Genomic DNA, 17,585 nt, shown 5'->3' on the forward strand with positions numbered 1-17,585 from the left:
GTCATCAATGAGTTCGCAAAGAAGCGGTGGTCATGGGAGTCGATGTCGAGCGGGTACGGCCGCGACTGCGCGGGGACGTCTACGTCATGCGCGTTCCGGAGGGTGCGTACATCCGCAGCAACCTGGGCGGGTCGATGCTCAAGGGCGCGTCGACCTACGAGTTCATCCAGCGGATCGCGCCGATGCTGGACGGCACCAGGACGCTCGGCGAACTGTGCGCCGTCGTGCCGGAGCCGAGCCGCGCCGCGGTGGCGAAACTGATCACGCTCCTGCTCGCCAAGGGGTACGTCAAGAACGTGCTGGACGACCGTCCGCACACGCTGTCCGGCGAGCTGGCCGCCACCTACGCGGCCAACATCTCCTTCATCGAGTACTTCACCGACTCACCCGAGCTGCGCTTCGAGACCTACCGCGAGAGCCCCGTCGTGCTGGCCGGATCCGGCCCGCTGCTGCAGGCCCTGGCCCACTCGCAGCTGCGCGCCGGTGTGCGCACGGTCCCGCTCGCGCCGTTCGGCGAGTCTCCGTTCGACCGTGACCGCGTCGCGGAGCACCTGGACGCGTCCCGGGCGCAGGACCCGGAGCAGCGGATCGTCTACCTGGACGCCGACGCCCAGCGGCTCGACCGGGTGACCGCGGGCGCCGCCATGGTGCTGCACGTCGCCGACCGGCCGATGATCGACCGCGCCCGGCGGCTGCCCGCCGCCGCGGTCGCCGCGGGGGCCGCATTCGCCCAGGCGGTCGTCTCGGGTGACGAGGCCTGGGTCGGCCCGGTGATCGGCAGCAGCGACGACGCCACCGCCTGGGACTCGGCATGGCGTCGACTGTTCGCGCTCACACCCGACCTGGTCGGCGCGGATCTGCGGGACCACCCCGAGGCGGCCCCGAGCGAGTTCCTGCGCGGCCCCACCGTCGCACTGGTCGCCAACCAGCTGTGCTTCGCGGCCTTCCGCCACCTCACCGGCATCGACGAGGGCGCCGGGGCCGACCACCTGGTCCGGTTCGACCTGGAGACGCTGGAGACCTCGAAGCACGCGTTCCTGCCGCACCCGCTCGCCCTGCCCGTGGTTCCCGACGACCCGGCACGGCTCACCGCCCTGGCAGCCGCGGCGCCCGTCGACGACGAGGAACTGGCCCGCCGTGCGGTGGAGTTCGTCGACCCGCGGACCGGTGTCTTCGCCGAGGTCACCGAGCGCGACTACGAACAACTGCCGCTGTTCGTCAGCGAGGTCGTGGTCTCCGACCCGGTCGGCCTGGCCGGCGGTCCGTTCCCCGTCCACGGTTGCGGCGAGAGCGTGGTCGAGTCCCGCCAGCGGGCGGTCCGGCATGCGGTCGAGCGCTACGCGGCCGTCATGGTCGACTCCCGCAAGGGCGACCGGCTGCACGGCCTGGACGTGCTGACCGGTGAACCGGTCGCGGTCGACGCCGCGGAGGTCTTCCCCGCGCGGACCGCGGCCTCCGGGAACGACTGGTCCGACGCCGTCCGCGCCGCGGTGGTCGCAGCGGCCAACGACACCGTGGCCGCGGCACTGGCGACCGCGACCGGACCGCTGCCGCGGCTGGACCCGGCCGCCGCGGAGCTGACCCCGCGCGGTGAGCGCTACCGGAAGCTGCTGGAGATCGTCGGCCAGTCGTACCAGGTCCACGACCTGTCCGAACTGGTCGGGCTGCCCACGTTCGCGTTCACGACGCTGGCGGGCACGGTCGCGTACGTGAGCGACCTGGACGCCGCCGTGGCGCTGGAGCAGGGGCTGGAGCGGACGCTGCTCGCCTACCAGGCCCGGGCCACCGACCAGCCCGGCTACGCGCCGGCGCCCGTGCCCGAGCTGCCCGCGCACCTGCGCGGGCCCGGCGCCCCGGGTACAGTCGCGGCGCCGCCCCGTTCGGTGACCCTGGACGAGGTCGTGGGCAGGCTGGCGGGGGAGGGCGGCCGGGTGGTCGCGGTCCCGCTGGACCACGATGCCGCCCTGGCCCGGCTGTGTCCGTTCGTGGCGCGTGCCGTGGTCGTCCATGGCTGACCAGCCGCAGGTGCTCCGCGAACCGCAGCAGGTGGTCGTCGGGCCGTGGGCGCCGGGCTGCCCGGAGTGCCTGCGCACCCGACGCGCCGCCTCGGCCTCCACCGAACGCACCGCCGAGATGGCCGCCGGGACGGCCACCGGGACGCTCGCCGCGGCACCCGACCGGAACCTGCCCAGCTTCCTGGCCGACACCGTCGCCGGGCTGGCCTCGGCCCGGCCCGGGGCGCAGCGGTTCTGGATCGTCGACACGGCCACGCTCGCCCTGTCCCGCCACTCCTTCCTCACCGATCCGCACTGTCCGGCGTGTTCGGTGCTCCCGGCCGACACCGAGCAGGGCGCGAAGCCCGTCCGTCACGCGCGGCCCAAGCCGTCGCCCGGGTCGAGCCGCCTGCGCCCGCTGGACCAGGACGCACTGCGGGCGACCTACGTCGACGCGCAGAGCGGCCTGATCCCGTCGGTCACCTCCTACACCCGGCACGCCTTCCCGTTCACCGGGGCCGTCCTGGCCGTGCCCGGCGCCTCGACCGAGCCGGCCGGCTACGGCCGCACCCGGGACTTCGCGTCCGCGTGGTCCATCGCGGTGGCCGAGTCGCTGGAACGGCTCGCCGGGTACGGGCCGGCCAAACGGACCGGCGTCCGGGCCGGCTACGCCGACGTGGCCGACACCGCGATCGATCCCCGCACGCTCGGCCTGTACCCCGACGACCGGTTCCTGGTCCCGGACTTCCCCTACCGGGCGTTCACCGAGGACGCGCCGACCGACTGGGTGTGGGGCTACTCCTTCGGCCGCGACCGGCCGGTGCTGGTACCGGAGAGCTTCGTCTACTACCGGGCGCCGATGCCCGACGGCGAGCGCCGGTTCGCCTGCGAGATCTCCAGCGGCTTCGCGCTCGGCGGCTGCTACGAGGAGGCCGTGCTGCACGGTGTCCTCGAAGTCGCCGAACGCGACGCCTTCCTGATGGCCTGGTACGGGCGGACCCCGCTGCCCCGGATCGACCTCGCCACGGTCCCCGACCGCCGGATCCCCTTGGTGGCCGAACGCATCGAGCGCCAGGGGTACCGGGTGCACGTCTTCGACACCACACAGGACCACGGGATCCCGTCGTTCTGGACCCTCGCCGAGGACGTCAGCGGAACCGGACGGCCCAGGGCCGTGTCGACCGGCGGCAGCGGGCTGCGTCCGGCCGAGGCGATCCTGGCCGCGCTGCACGAACTGAGCCAGACCGTCGATTACGTGACCGTCCTCGCGCTCGACCCGCAGTGGAGCGAGCGGGCCCGGCACCTGGCCGAGCACCCGGACGACGTCGTGTCGATGGCCGACCACCTGCTCTGCGCGGCCGACCCGGCCACCTTCGACCGGTACTCCTTCCTGCTCGACGACCCCGTGACATCGACCTGGCAGCAGGGACTCCAACGCTGGCACTGGCCGAGCAACGCCGACATCGGTGCGGACCTCGACGAGGCCGTGCGGCGTTTCGCCGCGGCCGGCCTGGACGTCGTCGCCGTCGACACCACCTCCATGGAACAGACAGCGGGAGGCTTCAGATGCGTCAAGGTGATGGCACCGGGTTCGGTGCCGATGACCTTCGGACACGCGGCGCGGCGGGTGACCGGGCTGCCCAGGCTGCCCGAGGTGCGCAATCCGCACCCGCATCCCTTTCCGTGATCGAGGCGACCGTGAACGATTCAGACCTGAGCCGGCACGGGGCCGGCGTCGGCCGGGAGTTCCTGCGGGTCAGCCTGGAGGACCTCGCCGAGGCGATGGAGACCCGGCAGTCGGAGTACGCCAATCCGGACGAGCCGCTGAAGTTCAAGATCTACCGCGGCCGGCCCCGGCGCCCGCTGACCACCAGGGTGCCCAGGGAGCTGGGCGGCGTCGAGGCGTTCGACGCGTCGGCGCTGTCGACGCTGCTGCACTACGGCTACGGCATCTCCCGGCAGGAGTTCGACACCAACGGGACCTGGCCCTACCACCGGATGGTCGCATCCGCACGCTGCCTGTTCGCCATCCAGCTGTACGTGTGCCTGGCCGACGGCGTCTACCACTACGACGCCCCGCACCACGCGCTGGTGCTGCTGCGCGAAGGGGACCACCGACAGCTGCTGTCCAGGGCGACCGGCACCGCGGCGGAGCTGCCGGAGGCCGTGTTCGTGCTCTCCGGGCTGTTCTCCAAGGCCGCCTACATCTACCGCGACTACGCCTACCGGCTGTGCACCCAGGAGGCCGGTCTGCTCACCGGGAACCTCGACCTGGTCGCGCGGCCCATGGGGCTGCGGGCACACGTGCACCACCAGTTCCTGGACGAGCCGGTGAACAAGCTGCTGGGGCTCGACCCCGACGAGGAGCCGGCGCTCGTGGTCCTGCCGCTCCACCTCGCCGGCACCGGTGCAGCTGCCGAGGCCGGAATCCGGCGCCGCGAGGGCACGGAGACGGCGGCGGCACTGGCCGCGACCATCGACCCGATCGAGCCGTCCGTGGTCCGCAGCGGACTGGACGTCGTGCAGGCCTGTCCGCGGCTGACGGCGGTCAACCGCGCGTCCTTCCGCACCGACACCGCGGGTTTCGCGACAGCCGAACCGCCGGATCCAGTGGTACCTGCCGTACCCGGTGCCGAGCCGCTCGCCCTGCCCGCGACCGAGGTGCCGGAGGTGAACCTGGCGGAGGTGCTGCGAGCCCGCGACTCCGGTCCCGGCATCTTCCGGCCGGTCGCCTCGCAGGTCGACGGCCTCGAACTGTGGGCGCGACTGGCCCGGCTCCGCACGGGGGTCAGCAGCGACGCCGTCCCGGCGGGCGCACCGGTGCCGGTGGAGGTCTTCCTGACCGTCGGTGACCTCACCGGCGTACCGGCCGGCTGCTACCGGCTCGACCGGCACACGGGCGCACTGCACCCGGTCGGCCCGGCCGACTCCGGCCCGGACGCCGTCACCGCGATCGAACGCGTCACCATCCCCGGCCCGGTCTTCAAGGACATGAACGCCGTCATCCATCTCGTCGCCGACCGCGACTGGGCCTTCGACACCTTCGGCGACCGCGGCTACCGGGTGCTCAACCAGGAGGCCGGACTGCTCGCGCACCGCGTGTGCGTCGCCGCCGCCGCACAGGGCCTCTCCGGCCGGATCGTCAACGCCTACCACGCCGAGGGCGTGCGCACGGCGCTCGGACTCACCGAGCCACGCCACTCCCCGCTCTTCCAGATCCTGCTGGCCAGGACCGGACCGGGCGGCCGCGTGATCGTGCCCGTCGAGCCGGAGGCGGCGGAATGACGGACGCACAGCGGGACGCACCGAAGGGCGCCGGCTCCGAGCCGGCCCGGTACGTGCCCGGCCCGGCCGCCGTGGTCCGCCTCGCCGGCAGCCCGGTCGCCGCCCTGGAGGGACTGCGGTGCACACGGAGCTGGCGCACCGCCACCGCGCTGGTGCCGCTGCGCGCCGAGATCGCCGCCGAGGCCGACGAGCTGTCGAGGCTGCTGCACACGGCGATCGGTGCCACCGGAGACGGCGTGCTCAAGGCCCGGCTCGTCGCCGTGCGCAGGGCCGTGCACCGCGGCCGCCGGGTCGACCCGGCACGGCTGGCCGACGTCCCCGCCGACCTGGCGGCTCCGGTCCGGGCGTGGACGGCACGGGTCGCCGAGCGCGACCGCCTCATGGCGGCACTGCCGGAGCACCTCGAACAGGACTGGGCCGCGAGCTACGAAGCCCTGCTCGACGCCGCTCGGCTGCCCGCCTTCCAACTCGGCCTCGTGCACGCCAACCCGGACGTGTTCCTGGCCCTGCGGAAGTGGTTCGACACCGGCCGCGCACCGCAGCGCCAGACCGTGCTGCGCCTGGCGCAGTACCTGGCCCGTTCCGCGGCGAAGACCAGCCCGTACTCCACGTTCACCAGCAGTGGCCTGGCCGCCTGGGGCCGGGCCGAGGAGATCGTCGAGCCGGCCGGGCGACCGGCCGCGGGGCGGCCCGCCGCGGTGACCGCGACCGAGGTCAGCGTCGGATCGCTGCACCGGATCGCGCGGGCCGTCGGCGAACGCCCGGAGCTCCTCGGCGGCTGCCGGATCCGGATCAACCCCAGCGCCACGGTCTTCGACGGCGCCCTGCTGTTCCTGGGCCGCCGGCCGGGCGAGTACGTGCACGGCCTCGCGCTCACCCCGACCCTGCGCCGGGTGCTGCAACTGGCCGCGGACGGGAGCACCTTCGACGACCTGCGGGGCACGCTGCTGGCCCTGGCGGCCGAGGGGAACCAGGTCGACGTGTTCCTGCGCCGGCTGGTGACGCTGGGCCTGCTGGAGCTGGTCCCGCCGCTCGCCGACCAGTCCGCGGACCCGGTCGCCGACCTGCGCGCCTGGCTGCACCGGCGCCGCCGACCCGGTCTGGAACGGCTGGACCGGACCCTGCAGGAGCTGGCCGAGGCGCTGTCGAGCTACCCGACGATCACCGAACCCGGCGACCGGGTCGCCGTCCGCGACGCCGTGGTCCGCACCCTGGACACCGCACTGCGCGAGGTCGGCGACCACGCCCACGCCCACAACCCGAAGATGGCCCAGGAGTTCGGCCGGTACAGCTTCTACGAGAACGCGGTGCACCCCGGAACGGCAGCCGTGCTGGACCGGGAGAGCTGGCGACCGCTGCTGGACGACCTCGACGCGGTGCGCACCCTGCTCGGCCTGATCGGTCCCGACCTGCCGTTCAAGCTCACGCTCGGCTCGCTGTTCCGGAGCAGGTACCCGGCCGGCGCGCAGATCCCGCTGCTGGTGTTCTACCGGGACGTCCTGGCCGAGCAGTCCGCCGCCGTCCCGGGCCCGGCCGGGCGCGGCTCGCGCCTGGCGCACAGCCGGTTCGCCGACGCCGACAGCCCGGTCGAGGCCGTGCGCGAGCTGCACCGCCTGCGCACCGCCGGAAAGCGCCTGCTGGGCGAGCGGACGCCCGACCGGGACGGCGTGGTCCGCGTCGACCCCGAGGAGGTGCGCAAGCTGGCCGGGGAATGGCCGGAGTGGGTCCGCACACCGACCTCGCTCGCGGTCTACTGCCAGCTCGCCGACGCCGCGCACGGCCCGGAACTGGTGGTCAACAGCATCGGATGCGGCTTCGGCCGCGGCCGCAACCGGGTCCGGCAGATCATGGACGTGCTCGACCTGCACGCCGGCGTCCCGGACGAACCGGGGCCGGCCGCGGAGCACGACGGCGTGCTCTTCGCCGAGTTCGAGGCCGTGGCCCGCTCAGCCGTCAACGTCAGGAAGCCGGGTGTGCGGCTGGTCGTCGACTACCCCGGTGTGCGCAGCACGCGCGCGGACGAGGACCGGCTCCCGGTCAACGACCTCCACGTGGAGTGCGGCGAGGACGGGCTGCTCGCGCTGGTGTCGCGGCGGCTGGGCAGACGGATCTGCCCGGTGCACCCCGGCCTCGGCGCCGACCGGCTGCTGCCGCCCGCCGCACGGTTCATGATCGAGGCCTTCGGCGAGTCCAACACCTGGTTCGGTGCGCACACCGAGCTCAGGATGACCGCCGACCCGCGCACGGACGACGGCGTGCGCCACCTGCCCCGGCTGATGGTGGGCAACGTGGTGCTGCGCCGCGCCATGTGGATGACCCGCGCGGACCGGCTGCCCCGACGGGCCGACGCCGAGACCGGCGCGGCCTGGATGCTGCGGACGGCCGCCTGGCTGGCCGAACACGGCATCCCCGAGCGGTGCTTCGTCACCGTCCTCGACCCGGCCGCCCTGGGCGGGGGCGGGAACGGCCGGGGGCCGAGCAATGACACCAAACCGAACTACGTGGATTTCGCGAGCATGCTGCTGCTGCTCGGTTTGGAACGCCGGCTCGCCGAGCCGAACGCGATCGTGCAGATCAGCGAGATGCTGCCGGATCCCGGCCAGGTCCGCGGCGAGCACGTGGCGGAGTACATCGTGGAACTGAACGAGCCCGGAGTCACCTATGCCTGACACGTCCGAGATGCCTGACACGCGCGAGCTGTCCGAGACGACCGAGATGCCTGAGGTGCCTGAGGTGGTGTCTGCGCACACATGGGTCAGCGCCCACCTCTTCTACCACGGCGACCAGGACGCCGTGATCGTCGGCGCCGTGAAGCCCGCCGTCGAGCGGCTGGGCCGGGCCGGACTGGTGGACGGTTTCTTCTTCCTCCGCTACTGGGAGGGCGGCCCGCACGTCCGCGTGCGGTTGCGCACCCGGCCGGAGCACGTCCAGGAGGTCCGCTCGGTCATCGAGGAGTCAGCCGCGGAGCTCTACCGCACCCTGCCGTCGACGTCCACGCTGACCGAACAGGCCTACGCCGAGTCCGCGGCCGGACTCGCCGCCCTGGAGCGGATGGCCGACTACGACGCGGTGCTGCACCCGGACAACTCGGTCGCGTTCATCGACTACGTCCCCGAGACCGCGGCGTTCGGCACCGGTCGGTCCCTGGAAGCCGTCGAGAAGCAGTTCATGGCGTCCAGCGTGCTGGCGCTCGAACTGATCGCCCGCGGCCGGACCCCGGGGCAGCGCGCCATGGACGCCTTCGCCATGCTGGCCGCCAACCGTACGGTCTTCACCGGCATCCTGCCCGAACTCGCCTACCAGGCACGGTTCATGGTCGAGAGCGGCGGCACCGCGGCCGAACTGCTGGGAGCGCCGGACTTCGAGCGGCACTTCGAGGCCAACAAGCCCCAGCTGCGCGCCTCCCTGGAGCAGGTGTGGGCGGCGACCAGGGGAGTGGCGCTGCCGGACGCGTCGGTGGCCGGCAGCTGGCTGCGGACCGTGCGCGAGGCCAACGACACCCTGGTGGAGCTGGAGTTGCTGGGCCGGCTGGACGCCTACCCCGACTTCGAGGCCCCGGCCGACGTGCTGCAGCACATCAACCACCTGGTCCCGCAGCTGATCGTGGAGCGGTGCACCCACCTGATGTGCAACCGCCTCGGCATCAGCCTGGCCCAGGAGTCCCACCTGCGGCTGCTGCTGACCAGGACCGCCTTCGACCTGTGCGCGGTGTGACCCCCATGAGCGACGAGGCGACCCGCTACCAGGAGAGCGTGCACACGCCGACCGAGGTGGCGAACCCGGAGGCGTACCCGCCCCGACTGGTCAAGAGCTACCCGGGCGCACCACGGCACCCGCTGCCCTGGCCGCCCGAGAAGTCCGCGCACCGGCTGGGCGGGCTGCTCGCCGAGCTCGGCGGCATCACCCGGTCCCAGTGGCTGACCCCGCTGGACATGCTGCCGTTCACCGACAGCTTCGAGGCCATCCCGGACGACGATCCGCTGCAGTGGCTGGTGACCCGGCGTCCGACGCCGTCGGGGGGCGCCCGGTACAGCGCCGAGTGGTACGTGATCGCCGGACCCGACTCCGAGGTCCCGACCGGCGTCCACTACTACGACCCGGCCCGGCACGAGCTGGTGCGCCTGCGGTCGGGCGACTACCTGAGCCGGGTGGCCTCCCGGCCGGCCACCACCGTCCTGGTGCACACCAGCGTCTTCTGGCGGCTGGCCGCCAAGTACGGCGAGATGTACTACCGGCTCGCCTGCCTGGAGGCCGGCATCCAGGTGGCCCAGGCGCTCGTGGTCGGGACCGACGAGGACGCCACGGCCCGGCTGTGCTTCCCCGACGCCGACCTCACCGAACTGCTGGGGCTCGACCCGAGGGCGGAAGGGGTGCACGCCGTCGTCGAGCTGGTCGCCCCGGTGCCCGCCGCGTTCGAGGGCCCCTCGCTGGCCGCCTTCCCGCGCGCCCTCGCCGCGCACGCGTCCGTGCTCCGGCAGAGCCGGCCCGCCCCGCAACCACTGCCGTCCGCGCCCGCCGGAGAGGCGCCCGCCGGGGAGGCGCCCGCCGGGGAGGTCGGGCGGATCGCCCTGCCGCACGCGGCCGTGGACCTGCGCGCCGGCACGCGGACCCGCCACGCGGCGATGCGCGGCTTCAAGGGCGAGACCCTGCCGATCGGCAGGCTGGCCACGATCCTCACCGCCTACGGGCGGCAGGAACGCTGGGACCTGCCGGCCAACCTGGTCGAGTTCTACTGCGTCATCGCCGACGTGGCCGGCGTCCCGGACGGCGCGTACCGCTACCTTCCCGACGAGCACTGCCTGGAGCTGGTCTCCGAGGGCGACCCGCGCCGGCGGCTGCGCGAAGCCGCGCTGGCCGCGCTCACCCAGCAGGGCGCCCGCACGGCGAACCTGTGGCTGCTGCCGGTGGGCGACGCGGAGGCGGCCGAGGAGCGGTTCGGCCCCCGCTGGTACCGCGTGCAGCAGGCCGCCGCCGGCGCCGCACTGCACCGGGCCTGCCTCGCCGCCGCGGCCGTCGACGTGGCCGGCCGGATCCAGAACGACGTGCTCACCCACCTGCTGGACGCCTGGTTCGGCCTGGACGGGCGCAAGCGCAGCCTGCTGGTGGCGCAACTGGGCACCGAGCACCCCGCCGGGCTGCGCCCCGAGTTCCGGCTGACCTGGTGAGGGGGACCACACTCGTGAGCGACACCGTCCTCGGTGAGGGCCTGCTGGCCGACGCCATCGCCCGGCGCCCACCCTCGATGCTGGTGGTGGCGCGCGACGGCTGGGACACCGGCGACTGGACCGCGGCGCACGACCGGGGCGAGCCGTGGCTGCCGGTGTGGACCGAACTCGACCGGGTGGTGATCGGCCCGCTGGTCCGGCCCGGCGAGCGCGGCTGCGCCTGGTGCGTGCAGACCTGGCGGGCCGCCGCGCCCGAACGCGCGCCCTGGACGGCCGAACTGCGCGCGGACGACCGGATCGCGACCAGCCCGTCCGGCTGGCTGTCCGGCTTCGCCGCCGAGGCCGTGTGCGAGGTGCTGCACTCCGGCATCGCCGCGGACTGCTGCTGGTACCTCGACCTGCGCGACCTGTCGCTGACCCGGCACGCGTTCCTCCCGGACCCGCTGTGCGCGGTCTGCGGCGCACTGCCCGAGGACACCGCGGAACGGGCCGTGATCGTGCCCGCCGCCCGGCCCAAGCCCCGGGCCCGCTCCAGCCGGATCCGCGAACTCTCCGAGTCCCGGCTGACCGAGCTCTACGTGGACGCCGAGACCGGGGTGGTCGCCCCGCCGCGCGGGATGCGCGACTCGATGGTCCCGCTGACCGAATCGGTCCTGGCCGAGTACGGCTACCGGGGCGAGGCGGGGTTCGGACGCACCCGGGACTTCGCCTCCAGCCGGGCCACCGCGGTCGCCGAGGCACTGGAACGGCTCGGCGGCCAGTGGCCCTGGGGCAAGCGGACCGTCGTGCGCGGCAGCTACGCGGAACTCGCCGGGGACGCCCTGGACCCGCGCTCGCTCGGCCTGCTCGCCCCGGAGCGCTACCTGGAACCGGACTGCGCCCACCAGCCGTTCACCGAGGACGCCGTGGTGTCCTGGGTGTGGGCCTACTCCTTCGGCCGGGCCCGGCCGGTGCTCGTGCCGGAGACCCACGCCTACTACCGGACGCAGTTCCAGCCCGGGGCCCGGTCGGACAAGCCGTTCACCTTCGAGATCTCCAACGGCTGTGCGCTCGGCGGCTGCGTCGAGGAGGCGGTCCTGCACGGGATCCTCGAAGTCGTGGAGCGCGACGCGTTCCTGATGACCTGGTACGCCAGGCTGCCCGTCCCCGAGGTGGACCTCGCCCGGGCACCGGACCCGCGCATCCGGCTGCTCGTGGAACGCATCGAGCGCACCGGGTGCCGGGCGCGGGCCTTCGACATCACCCTGACCGAGGGGATCCGCGCGTTCTGGGTCCTCGCCCAGGACACCACCGGCGACGGCACCCGGCCGAAGGTCGTCTGCACCAGCGGCTCGGCGCTGGACCCGGTCGCCGCCGTGCTCACCGCCCTCGGCGAGCTGGCGCCGATCGTCGAACAGGAGCAGGCCAGGTACCCGGCCGAGGCCGAACGGGCCCGGCGGATGGCCGCCGACCCCGAACTCGTGCGGATCATGACCGACCACTCGCTGGCCAACGCGACGCCCGCGGCGTTCGACCGCTTCTCCTTCCTGCTCGACGGCGACCGCCTGACCGGCTGGGACGAGGTGATCGCCCGCAACCCCTGGCCGCTCAACACCGACCTGCGGGACGACCTGACCGAGGCCGTCGACCGGATGCTGGCCGGCGGCATGGACGTCGTGGTCGTCGACCAGACCTCGCCCCTGCACCGGGCCGCCGACCTGCACTGCGTCAAGGTGATCGTGCCCGGCGCCCTGTCCATGACCTTCGGCCACCGCAACCGGCGCACCGCCGGGCTGCCCCGGCTGCGGGAGGTGCCCCACCGGCTCGGCCACGCGCCGCGCCCGCTGACCGAGGCCGACCTGAACCCCCACCCCCACCCGTTCCCATGACCGCCCACGCCACCACCTTCGCAGTACGCGTCGCAGGCCTGCCCGCGGACGTGGTCGACCGCCTGGTCGACCACCGGCTGCGGCGCGAGCTGGTCGCGCTCTCCCGCACGGCGGCCGAACTGACCGCCGACGCCGCCGCGCTGTCCGACCGCTGCCACGCCGTGATCGGCGCGCTGCCCGACCCAGCGGCCAAGCCCCGGCTGGTCGCGCTGCGCCGGACGGTCCACCAGCTGCGCGATCCGGCCCGGCTGCTCGCCGAACCGCCGGTCGCCTCGGCCCTCGGCGTCGAACTCACCGCGGACATCGCCGGGTTCGGCCGAAAGCTGGGCCGGTACCGCGCCGACCGCGCACAGCTGCCGACCGTACTGGCCGAAGCCACCAGGGCCGTCGACGCGGCCCTGCGCGAGATCGGTGCGGACCCCCGGTTCGACCAGGGCCTCGCCCACGCCAGCCCCACCCTGCACACGGTGCTCCGACGGCGGCCCGGGCGGGCGGAGTTGATCCGGCTGGCCGGCTACGCCGCGCGCGCCGCCGTCAAGACCAGCCCGTTCAGCACCTTCACCGCCGGCGGCCTCGGCCGGTTCGTCCCGGACGGTCCGGCCCTGCACTGGGCCACGACCGAACCGGCGCGCTCGATCGTCGAACTCGACCTGTCGGTCCTCACCCCGCTGGCCGCCGCCGCGACCGAGCCGACGGTCCGGGTCAACCCCAGCGCGCGCCTGGAAGCCGACACCGTCCGCTTCCTCGGCCCGGCACCGGCGGAGGACCTCCTCACCCTGCCGCTGACCCCACCGCTGCGGCACTGCCTGCGCGCCGCCGCCGGCCGTCCGACCCTCGCCGCGCTGGCGGCGGGCTTCCCCGCGCCGCCGGAGCAGACGGCCGGGTACCTGCGCTCACTCCTCGCGAGCGGACTGCTCCTGCTCCAGCCGGACTTCGACGACCACGGCATCGATCCGATACGGCAGTTGGCCGAGCGGATCCCCGCCCTGGCCCCGGTCCGGGAGCAACTGCGGTCGTACGCCGGCGCGCGGGGAGCCGACCGCGTCCTGCTCGGGCAGGCGCTCCACGAGCAGCTGAACGGCCTCGGCATCACGGGCAAACTGCGGGACGTGGTGACCGAGCAGTCGGTCATCCCCGGAACCGTGGTCGAGGCGGGCCTGCCGTCCTGGCAGGAGGCCCTGGACGACCTGGCCCTCGCCTGCCGGCTGCTCGCGGTCTTCGACTGCACGCTGCCGTTCAAACTGGCGGTCGCCGCGTTCGTCCGCGAGCACTACGGCACCGGGGCGCGAGTCCCGTTCGACCGCTTCTACGCGGACCTCCTCCGCGACGGCGACGAGGTCCGACGGCTGCACCCCGCCGCGATCGCCTTCGACCCGACCCCGGCCGCGACCCTCGCGGCCGGCCCGGTCCCGGAGGTGCGCCGGCTGGTGGACCTGATCGCCGAGGTCCGGCGCGCGATGCCGGACCGTCAGCGGATCGAGAAGGTGCTCGCCACGCTGCCGGCCTGGGTGCGCCCGGTCGGCTCGGTCGCCGTCTACGCCCAGCGCGACGGCGAGGAACTGATCGTCAACGCGGTGAACTCCGGCTTCGGCCGGGCCCGTTCGCAGCTGCGCCGACTGCTGCGCCACCTCTCCGACGACCCGCTCCCGGTCGACGTGGTGCACCCGGGCGCACCGACGTACGCCGAGTTCACCCAGACCCTCGCCACCTCGCTCAACCAGCGCGAACCGGCCCTGCCGGACCGGCTCGACTACCCGCCACCCGCCCGGCTGACGGTCGGCGTGGACGGCGACGGACTGCCGGCCCTGTTCGACGGCGGATCGATCGTCCGTCCGGTCCACGGCGGACTGTCCTACGAGCGGCAGCTCCCGCCGGTGATGGCGCTGCTGATCGAGGCGTTCGGCGAGAACCCCCTGCTGCTGCGGCCCGACCAGCCGCTCCAGCACGACGCGAGCGCCGGAACCGGGCAGGGCCGCCTCCTGCACGCGCCGCGGCTGAGCATCGGACGCGTGGTGCTGCGGCGGGCCACCTGGGTGGCGCAGCCGGGCACACTGCCGCGCCGCGCGGCCGGCCAGTCCGACGCGGACTTCCTGCTCGCGCTGACGGCCTGGCTGACCGAACACGGCCTCCCCCTGCGGTTCTTCGTGTCCGTGCTGCGGACCGGCGCCTCCGGGGCCGGTCCGTTCGCGGGCGACCGCAGCCGCAAGCCGGTGTACGTCGACATCGGCTCGCCGCCGCTCGTCCTGGCCTTCGAGCGACTGGCCAGGGATCCGGCGAGCGCGGCCGTGTTCCAGGAGGTCACGCCCGGGCCCGAGACCGCGCTCCTCGACCACCAGAAGGTGCCGAGAGTGACCGAGTACGTCATCGAGCTCAACTGCCGAGGAGACCAGGAATGACCGAGACCCCGTGGCGGACCGTGAACGTGTTCCACCACGAGCACGACCGCACCGGTCTGCTGCTCGACGCGGTCCGCCCGTTCATCGCGCGGGTGGCCCCTTCGGTGCAGCGGGTGTACTTCCAGCCGCACTGGCGGCGCGGGCCGCACGTCCGCATCCCGATCCAGGCGAGCCCCGAGGTCTTCGACGAGGTCGTCGCACCGGCCGTGGCCGGCGTGTTGGAGCCCTACCTGCGGGCGCATCCGTCGACGGTCGTCCTCGACGAGGGGGCGGCCCACGCCCAGCACGTCCGGCTGGCCGCGCAGGAGTGCGAACGCGGGCTGCTGACTCCGTGGGCGCCGAACAACACCGTCGAGACCGAGCCCCACGACCGGCGCGAGCACGTGCTCGGCAGCCCGGCCGCGGCGGACCTGCTCGCCGACTACTACGTCGACACCAACGACCTCGTGTTCGACGTCCTCGACTGGATCCGCGGCGGCGGCTCGAAGATGGCGCTCGCGGTGGACCTGTTCATCGCGGCGGCGAACCGGTTCCTCCCGCCGGTGACCTACGGCTACATGTCCTACCGCGGGCACGCCGACGCCTTCCTGGCGAAGATGCCCGACGGCCTGCGCGAACGCTTCGACGGGATCTACGAGGCCAACGCCGAGACCTTCCGGCAGCGGGTCGTCGAGATCACCGGCGCCGCGGACCACCACGAGGTCGTGCCGTTCAGCGCCCTCCTCGACACCCTGCTCCGCTACCGCAACCAGGCCGACGGGCTGATCGGCACCGGCGAGCTGGCCCTCGACACCGACCCGAACGGCGAGCCGGAGGACTGGGGTTCGAGCTGGAGCGCCTGGTCGGACCGCAGCCCGTTCCACCGGGCGCTCGGCAGCCACCGCCCGGCGGCCGACCAACTCGGCGGCTGGAACACCTTCAAGCAGTACCGGGTCGTCCTCAACTGGCTCTACCTCGCCATGAACCGGATCGGCATCGGCGAGCTGGAACGCAACCTGATCTGCCACGTGGTCTCCCGGGCCGTCGAGGACGTCCACGGCGTGACCGCGATGAGCCGGATCGAGGACCTGATCGGTTTCGTCGACAGCGGCGGCCGCCTGTGACCGGCTCGCGCACCCGCGTTCAGAGCCAGCCGCGGGTGCGCGCGATCGTGGCCGCCTCGGTCCGGTTGCGCGCACCCAACTTGGCCATCGCACTGGACAGGTAGTTGCGGACGGTCCCCTCGGCCAGGCACAGGCGCGCCGCGATCGCGGCATTGCCGGCTCCCTCGGCGACCGCCCGCAGCAGCTCGCGTTCCCGCTCCGTCAGCGGATCGGCCGCGTCCCAGGCGGCCACCGCCAGTTCGGGCGCGACCACCCGCTCGCCCGCGTGCACCCGGCGCAGCGCCGCCGCCAGCTCACCGATCGGCGCGTCCTTGAGGACGTACCCGGCCACCCCCGCATCCACCGCCCGCCGCAGGTAGCCGCTGCGCGCGAACGTGGTCACGATCAGCACCCGGGTCGGGTCGCCCAGCCGGTTCAGCTCCACGGCCAGGTCGAGACCGGTACGGCCGGGCATCTCGATGTCGGTCACCAGCACGTCCGGCCGGTGCTCGCGCACCGCGAGGAGGGCGTCGTCGCCGTTGGTCGCGGTCGCCACCACCGTGATGTCCGCCTGGAGGTCCAGCAGGGACGCGAACGCGCCCAGCACCATGCCCTGGTCCTCGGCCAGCACCACCCGGATCATCCGACCACCGCCTTCGGCACCGTGATGGTCAGCGTCGTCCCGGCCGACCCGGAGCGCTGCACCGCGCCGCCGAGGCGCGCGACCCGCTCCCGGAGCCCGGTCAGCCCGGTGCCCTCCGCGGCGTCGCCGCCGATCCCGTCGTCCGCGATCACCAAGCGCACCCTTTCCCCGTCCGTGTCCAGCCCGATGCGGCAGGTGGAGGCCCGCGCGTGCCGGGCCACGTTCGTCACCGCCTCCCGCAGCGCCAGCCCCAGTTCGTGCTCGGTCGCCGCGACCAGGGCCGGCTCCTCCGCGCAGCTCACCTGCAGGGCCACCCCGGTCCCGGCCAGCGTACGCCGGGCCACCTCCAGCTCCGCGCGGATGCTGGTCCGCCGCCAGCCGGTGACCGTGCTGCGCACCGCGGCCAGCGCCTCCCGCGCGTTGCGCTCGATCTCTTCGGCCTCGGCGCGCGCCCGCTGCGGATCGGCGAGCACCAGCTCCTTGGTGAGCTGAGCGCGCATCACCACGGCGGTCAGCGAATGCCCGAGGAGGTCGTGCAGGTCACGCGCGATCCGTTCGCGCTCCGCCAGCGTCGCGAGCAGTTCGACCTGCGAGGTCCGCAGCCGCTGGTTCTCCAGCTCCTGCCGACGGTCGCGCTGCTGAAGTTCGAGCAGCCCGACCACCCAGACCATGACGAGCGCCGACGCGAAGCCCAGCAGCCGGTAGAGGAGCGGCACCTGCGACAGCAGCGCCGTGACGCAGTCCAGGACGGTCAGCGCGGTGAACCACCGCCGCGCGACGGGCCACGGCAGCGCGTTGCCCGCGGCGGCCGCCGCGTAGATGAACAGCACGCTCGCGGCGGCGTTGAACGGCGTGGCCAGCGCGCCGAGCACGGCCATCGGGACCAGCGACGCCCAGAGGTTCCACCCGGACGGGCCCCGCAGCAGGGCCAGCGCGTACAGCAGGACCGTGGCCGCGCACACCGTGATCGTCAGCGGCCACTCCCACCACGCCGGGTCCGGCGAGAAGTACGGCTGCGCCGGCAGGAACAGCAGGTAGCCGAGGTAGATCCACTCCCAGGTCCGCAGTCGCTCGGCCACGGACCGGGCGGCGGTGCCGTCGAAGTCGCTCGTGTTCACGTCTCGTCCAGGTCGGTTCCGATGGTCGGGCCGG

General features: G+C 73.8%; 11 protein-coding genes. 9 read left to right on the forward strand and 2 right to left on the reverse strand.

The window, feature by feature from the left end; genetic code table 11:
* Positions 1–32: 32 nt before the first annotated feature.
* The 9 genes from CRP52_RS31545 (at position 33) to CRP52_RS31585 (ending at position 15,811) form a co-directional block, all read left to right on the forward strand.
* Positions 33–2,015, forward strand: a complete 1,983-nt coding sequence (locus CRP52_RS31545) for a hypothetical protein (RefSeq protein ID WP_097239505.1) — start codon at positions 33–35, stop codon at positions 2,013–2,015.
* Positions 2,008–3,681 carry a TOMM precursor leader peptide-binding protein gene (locus CRP52_RS31550; RefSeq protein ID WP_179852984.1) on the forward strand — a complete coding sequence of 558 codons (1,674 nt, stop codon included), beginning with the start codon at positions 2,008–2,010 and terminating at the stop codon, positions 3,679–3,681. The genes CRP52_RS31545 and CRP52_RS31550 overlap by 8 nt, the downstream gene beginning before the upstream one ends.
* 11 nt (positions 3,682–3,692) lie before the next feature.
* Positions 3,693–5,279 carry a SagB family peptide dehydrogenase gene (locus CRP52_RS31555; protein ID WP_179852985.1) on the forward strand — a complete coding sequence of 529 codons (1,587 nt, stop codon included), beginning with the start codon at positions 3,693–3,695 and terminating at the stop codon, positions 5,277–5,279.
* Positions 5,276–7,948 carry a lantibiotic dehydratase gene (locus CRP52_RS31560; RefSeq protein WP_097239508.1) on the forward strand — a complete coding sequence of 891 codons (2,673 nt, stop codon included), beginning with the start codon at positions 5,276–5,278 and terminating at the stop codon, positions 7,946–7,948. The genes CRP52_RS31555 and CRP52_RS31560 overlap by 4 nt, the downstream gene beginning before the upstream one ends.
* Before the next feature lie 67 nt (positions 7,949–8,015).
* Positions 8,016–8,993: a thiopeptide-type bacteriocin biosynthesis protein gene (locus CRP52_RS31565; RefSeq protein WP_179852986.1), complete on the forward strand. Its 978-nt coding sequence runs from the start codon at positions 8,016–8,018 to the stop codon at positions 8,991–8,993.
* A 5-nt stretch (positions 8,994–8,998) separates the two neighbouring features.
* On the forward strand, positions 8,999–10,444 hold the full coding sequence (locus tag CRP52_RS31570) for a nitroreductase family protein (protein ID WP_097239510.1): 1,446 nt from the start codon (positions 8,999–9,001) through the stop codon (positions 10,442–10,444).
* A 14-nt stretch (positions 10,445–10,458) separates the two neighbouring features.
* A complete protein-coding gene (locus tag CRP52_RS31575; protein ID WP_097239511.1) occupies positions 10,459–12,312 on the forward strand; it encodes a TOMM precursor leader peptide-binding protein in 1,854 nt (617 codons plus the stop codon).
* Positions 12,309–14,708: a lantibiotic dehydratase gene (locus tag CRP52_RS31580; protein WP_097239512.1), complete on the forward strand. Its 2,400-nt coding sequence runs from the start codon at positions 12,309–12,311 to the stop codon at positions 14,706–14,708. Before CRP52_RS31575 ends, CRP52_RS31580 begins: the two co-directional genes overlap by 4 nt.
* Complete coding sequence (locus tag CRP52_RS31585) at positions 14,705–15,811, forward strand: thiopeptide maturation pyridine synthase (protein ID WP_097239513.1); 1,107 nt, start codon at positions 14,705–14,707, stop codon at positions 15,809–15,811. Before CRP52_RS31580 ends, CRP52_RS31585 begins: the two co-directional genes overlap by 4 nt.
* Positions 15,812–15,830: 19 nt before the next feature.
* Here the strand turns inward: CRP52_RS31585 and CRP52_RS31590 are convergent, their stop codons facing one another.
* Positions 15,831–16,433, reverse strand: coding sequence for a response regulator transcription factor (locus CRP52_RS31590; protein ID WP_097239514.1), 603 nt, complete (start codon positions 16,431–16,433; stop codon positions 15,831–15,833).
* Entirely contained in the window at positions 16,430–17,551 is a 1,122-nt protein-coding gene (locus CRP52_RS31595) for a sensor histidine kinase (protein ID WP_179852987.1), read from the reverse strand. Before CRP52_RS31595 ends, CRP52_RS31590 begins: the two co-directional genes overlap by 4 nt.
* Positions 17,552–17,585: the final 34 nt, after the last annotated feature.

This window comes from Streptomyces sp. 1331.2 (genome assembly GCF_900199205.1).
Lineage (GTDB): Bacteria > Actinomycetota > Actinomycetes > Streptomycetales > Streptomycetaceae > Kitasatospora.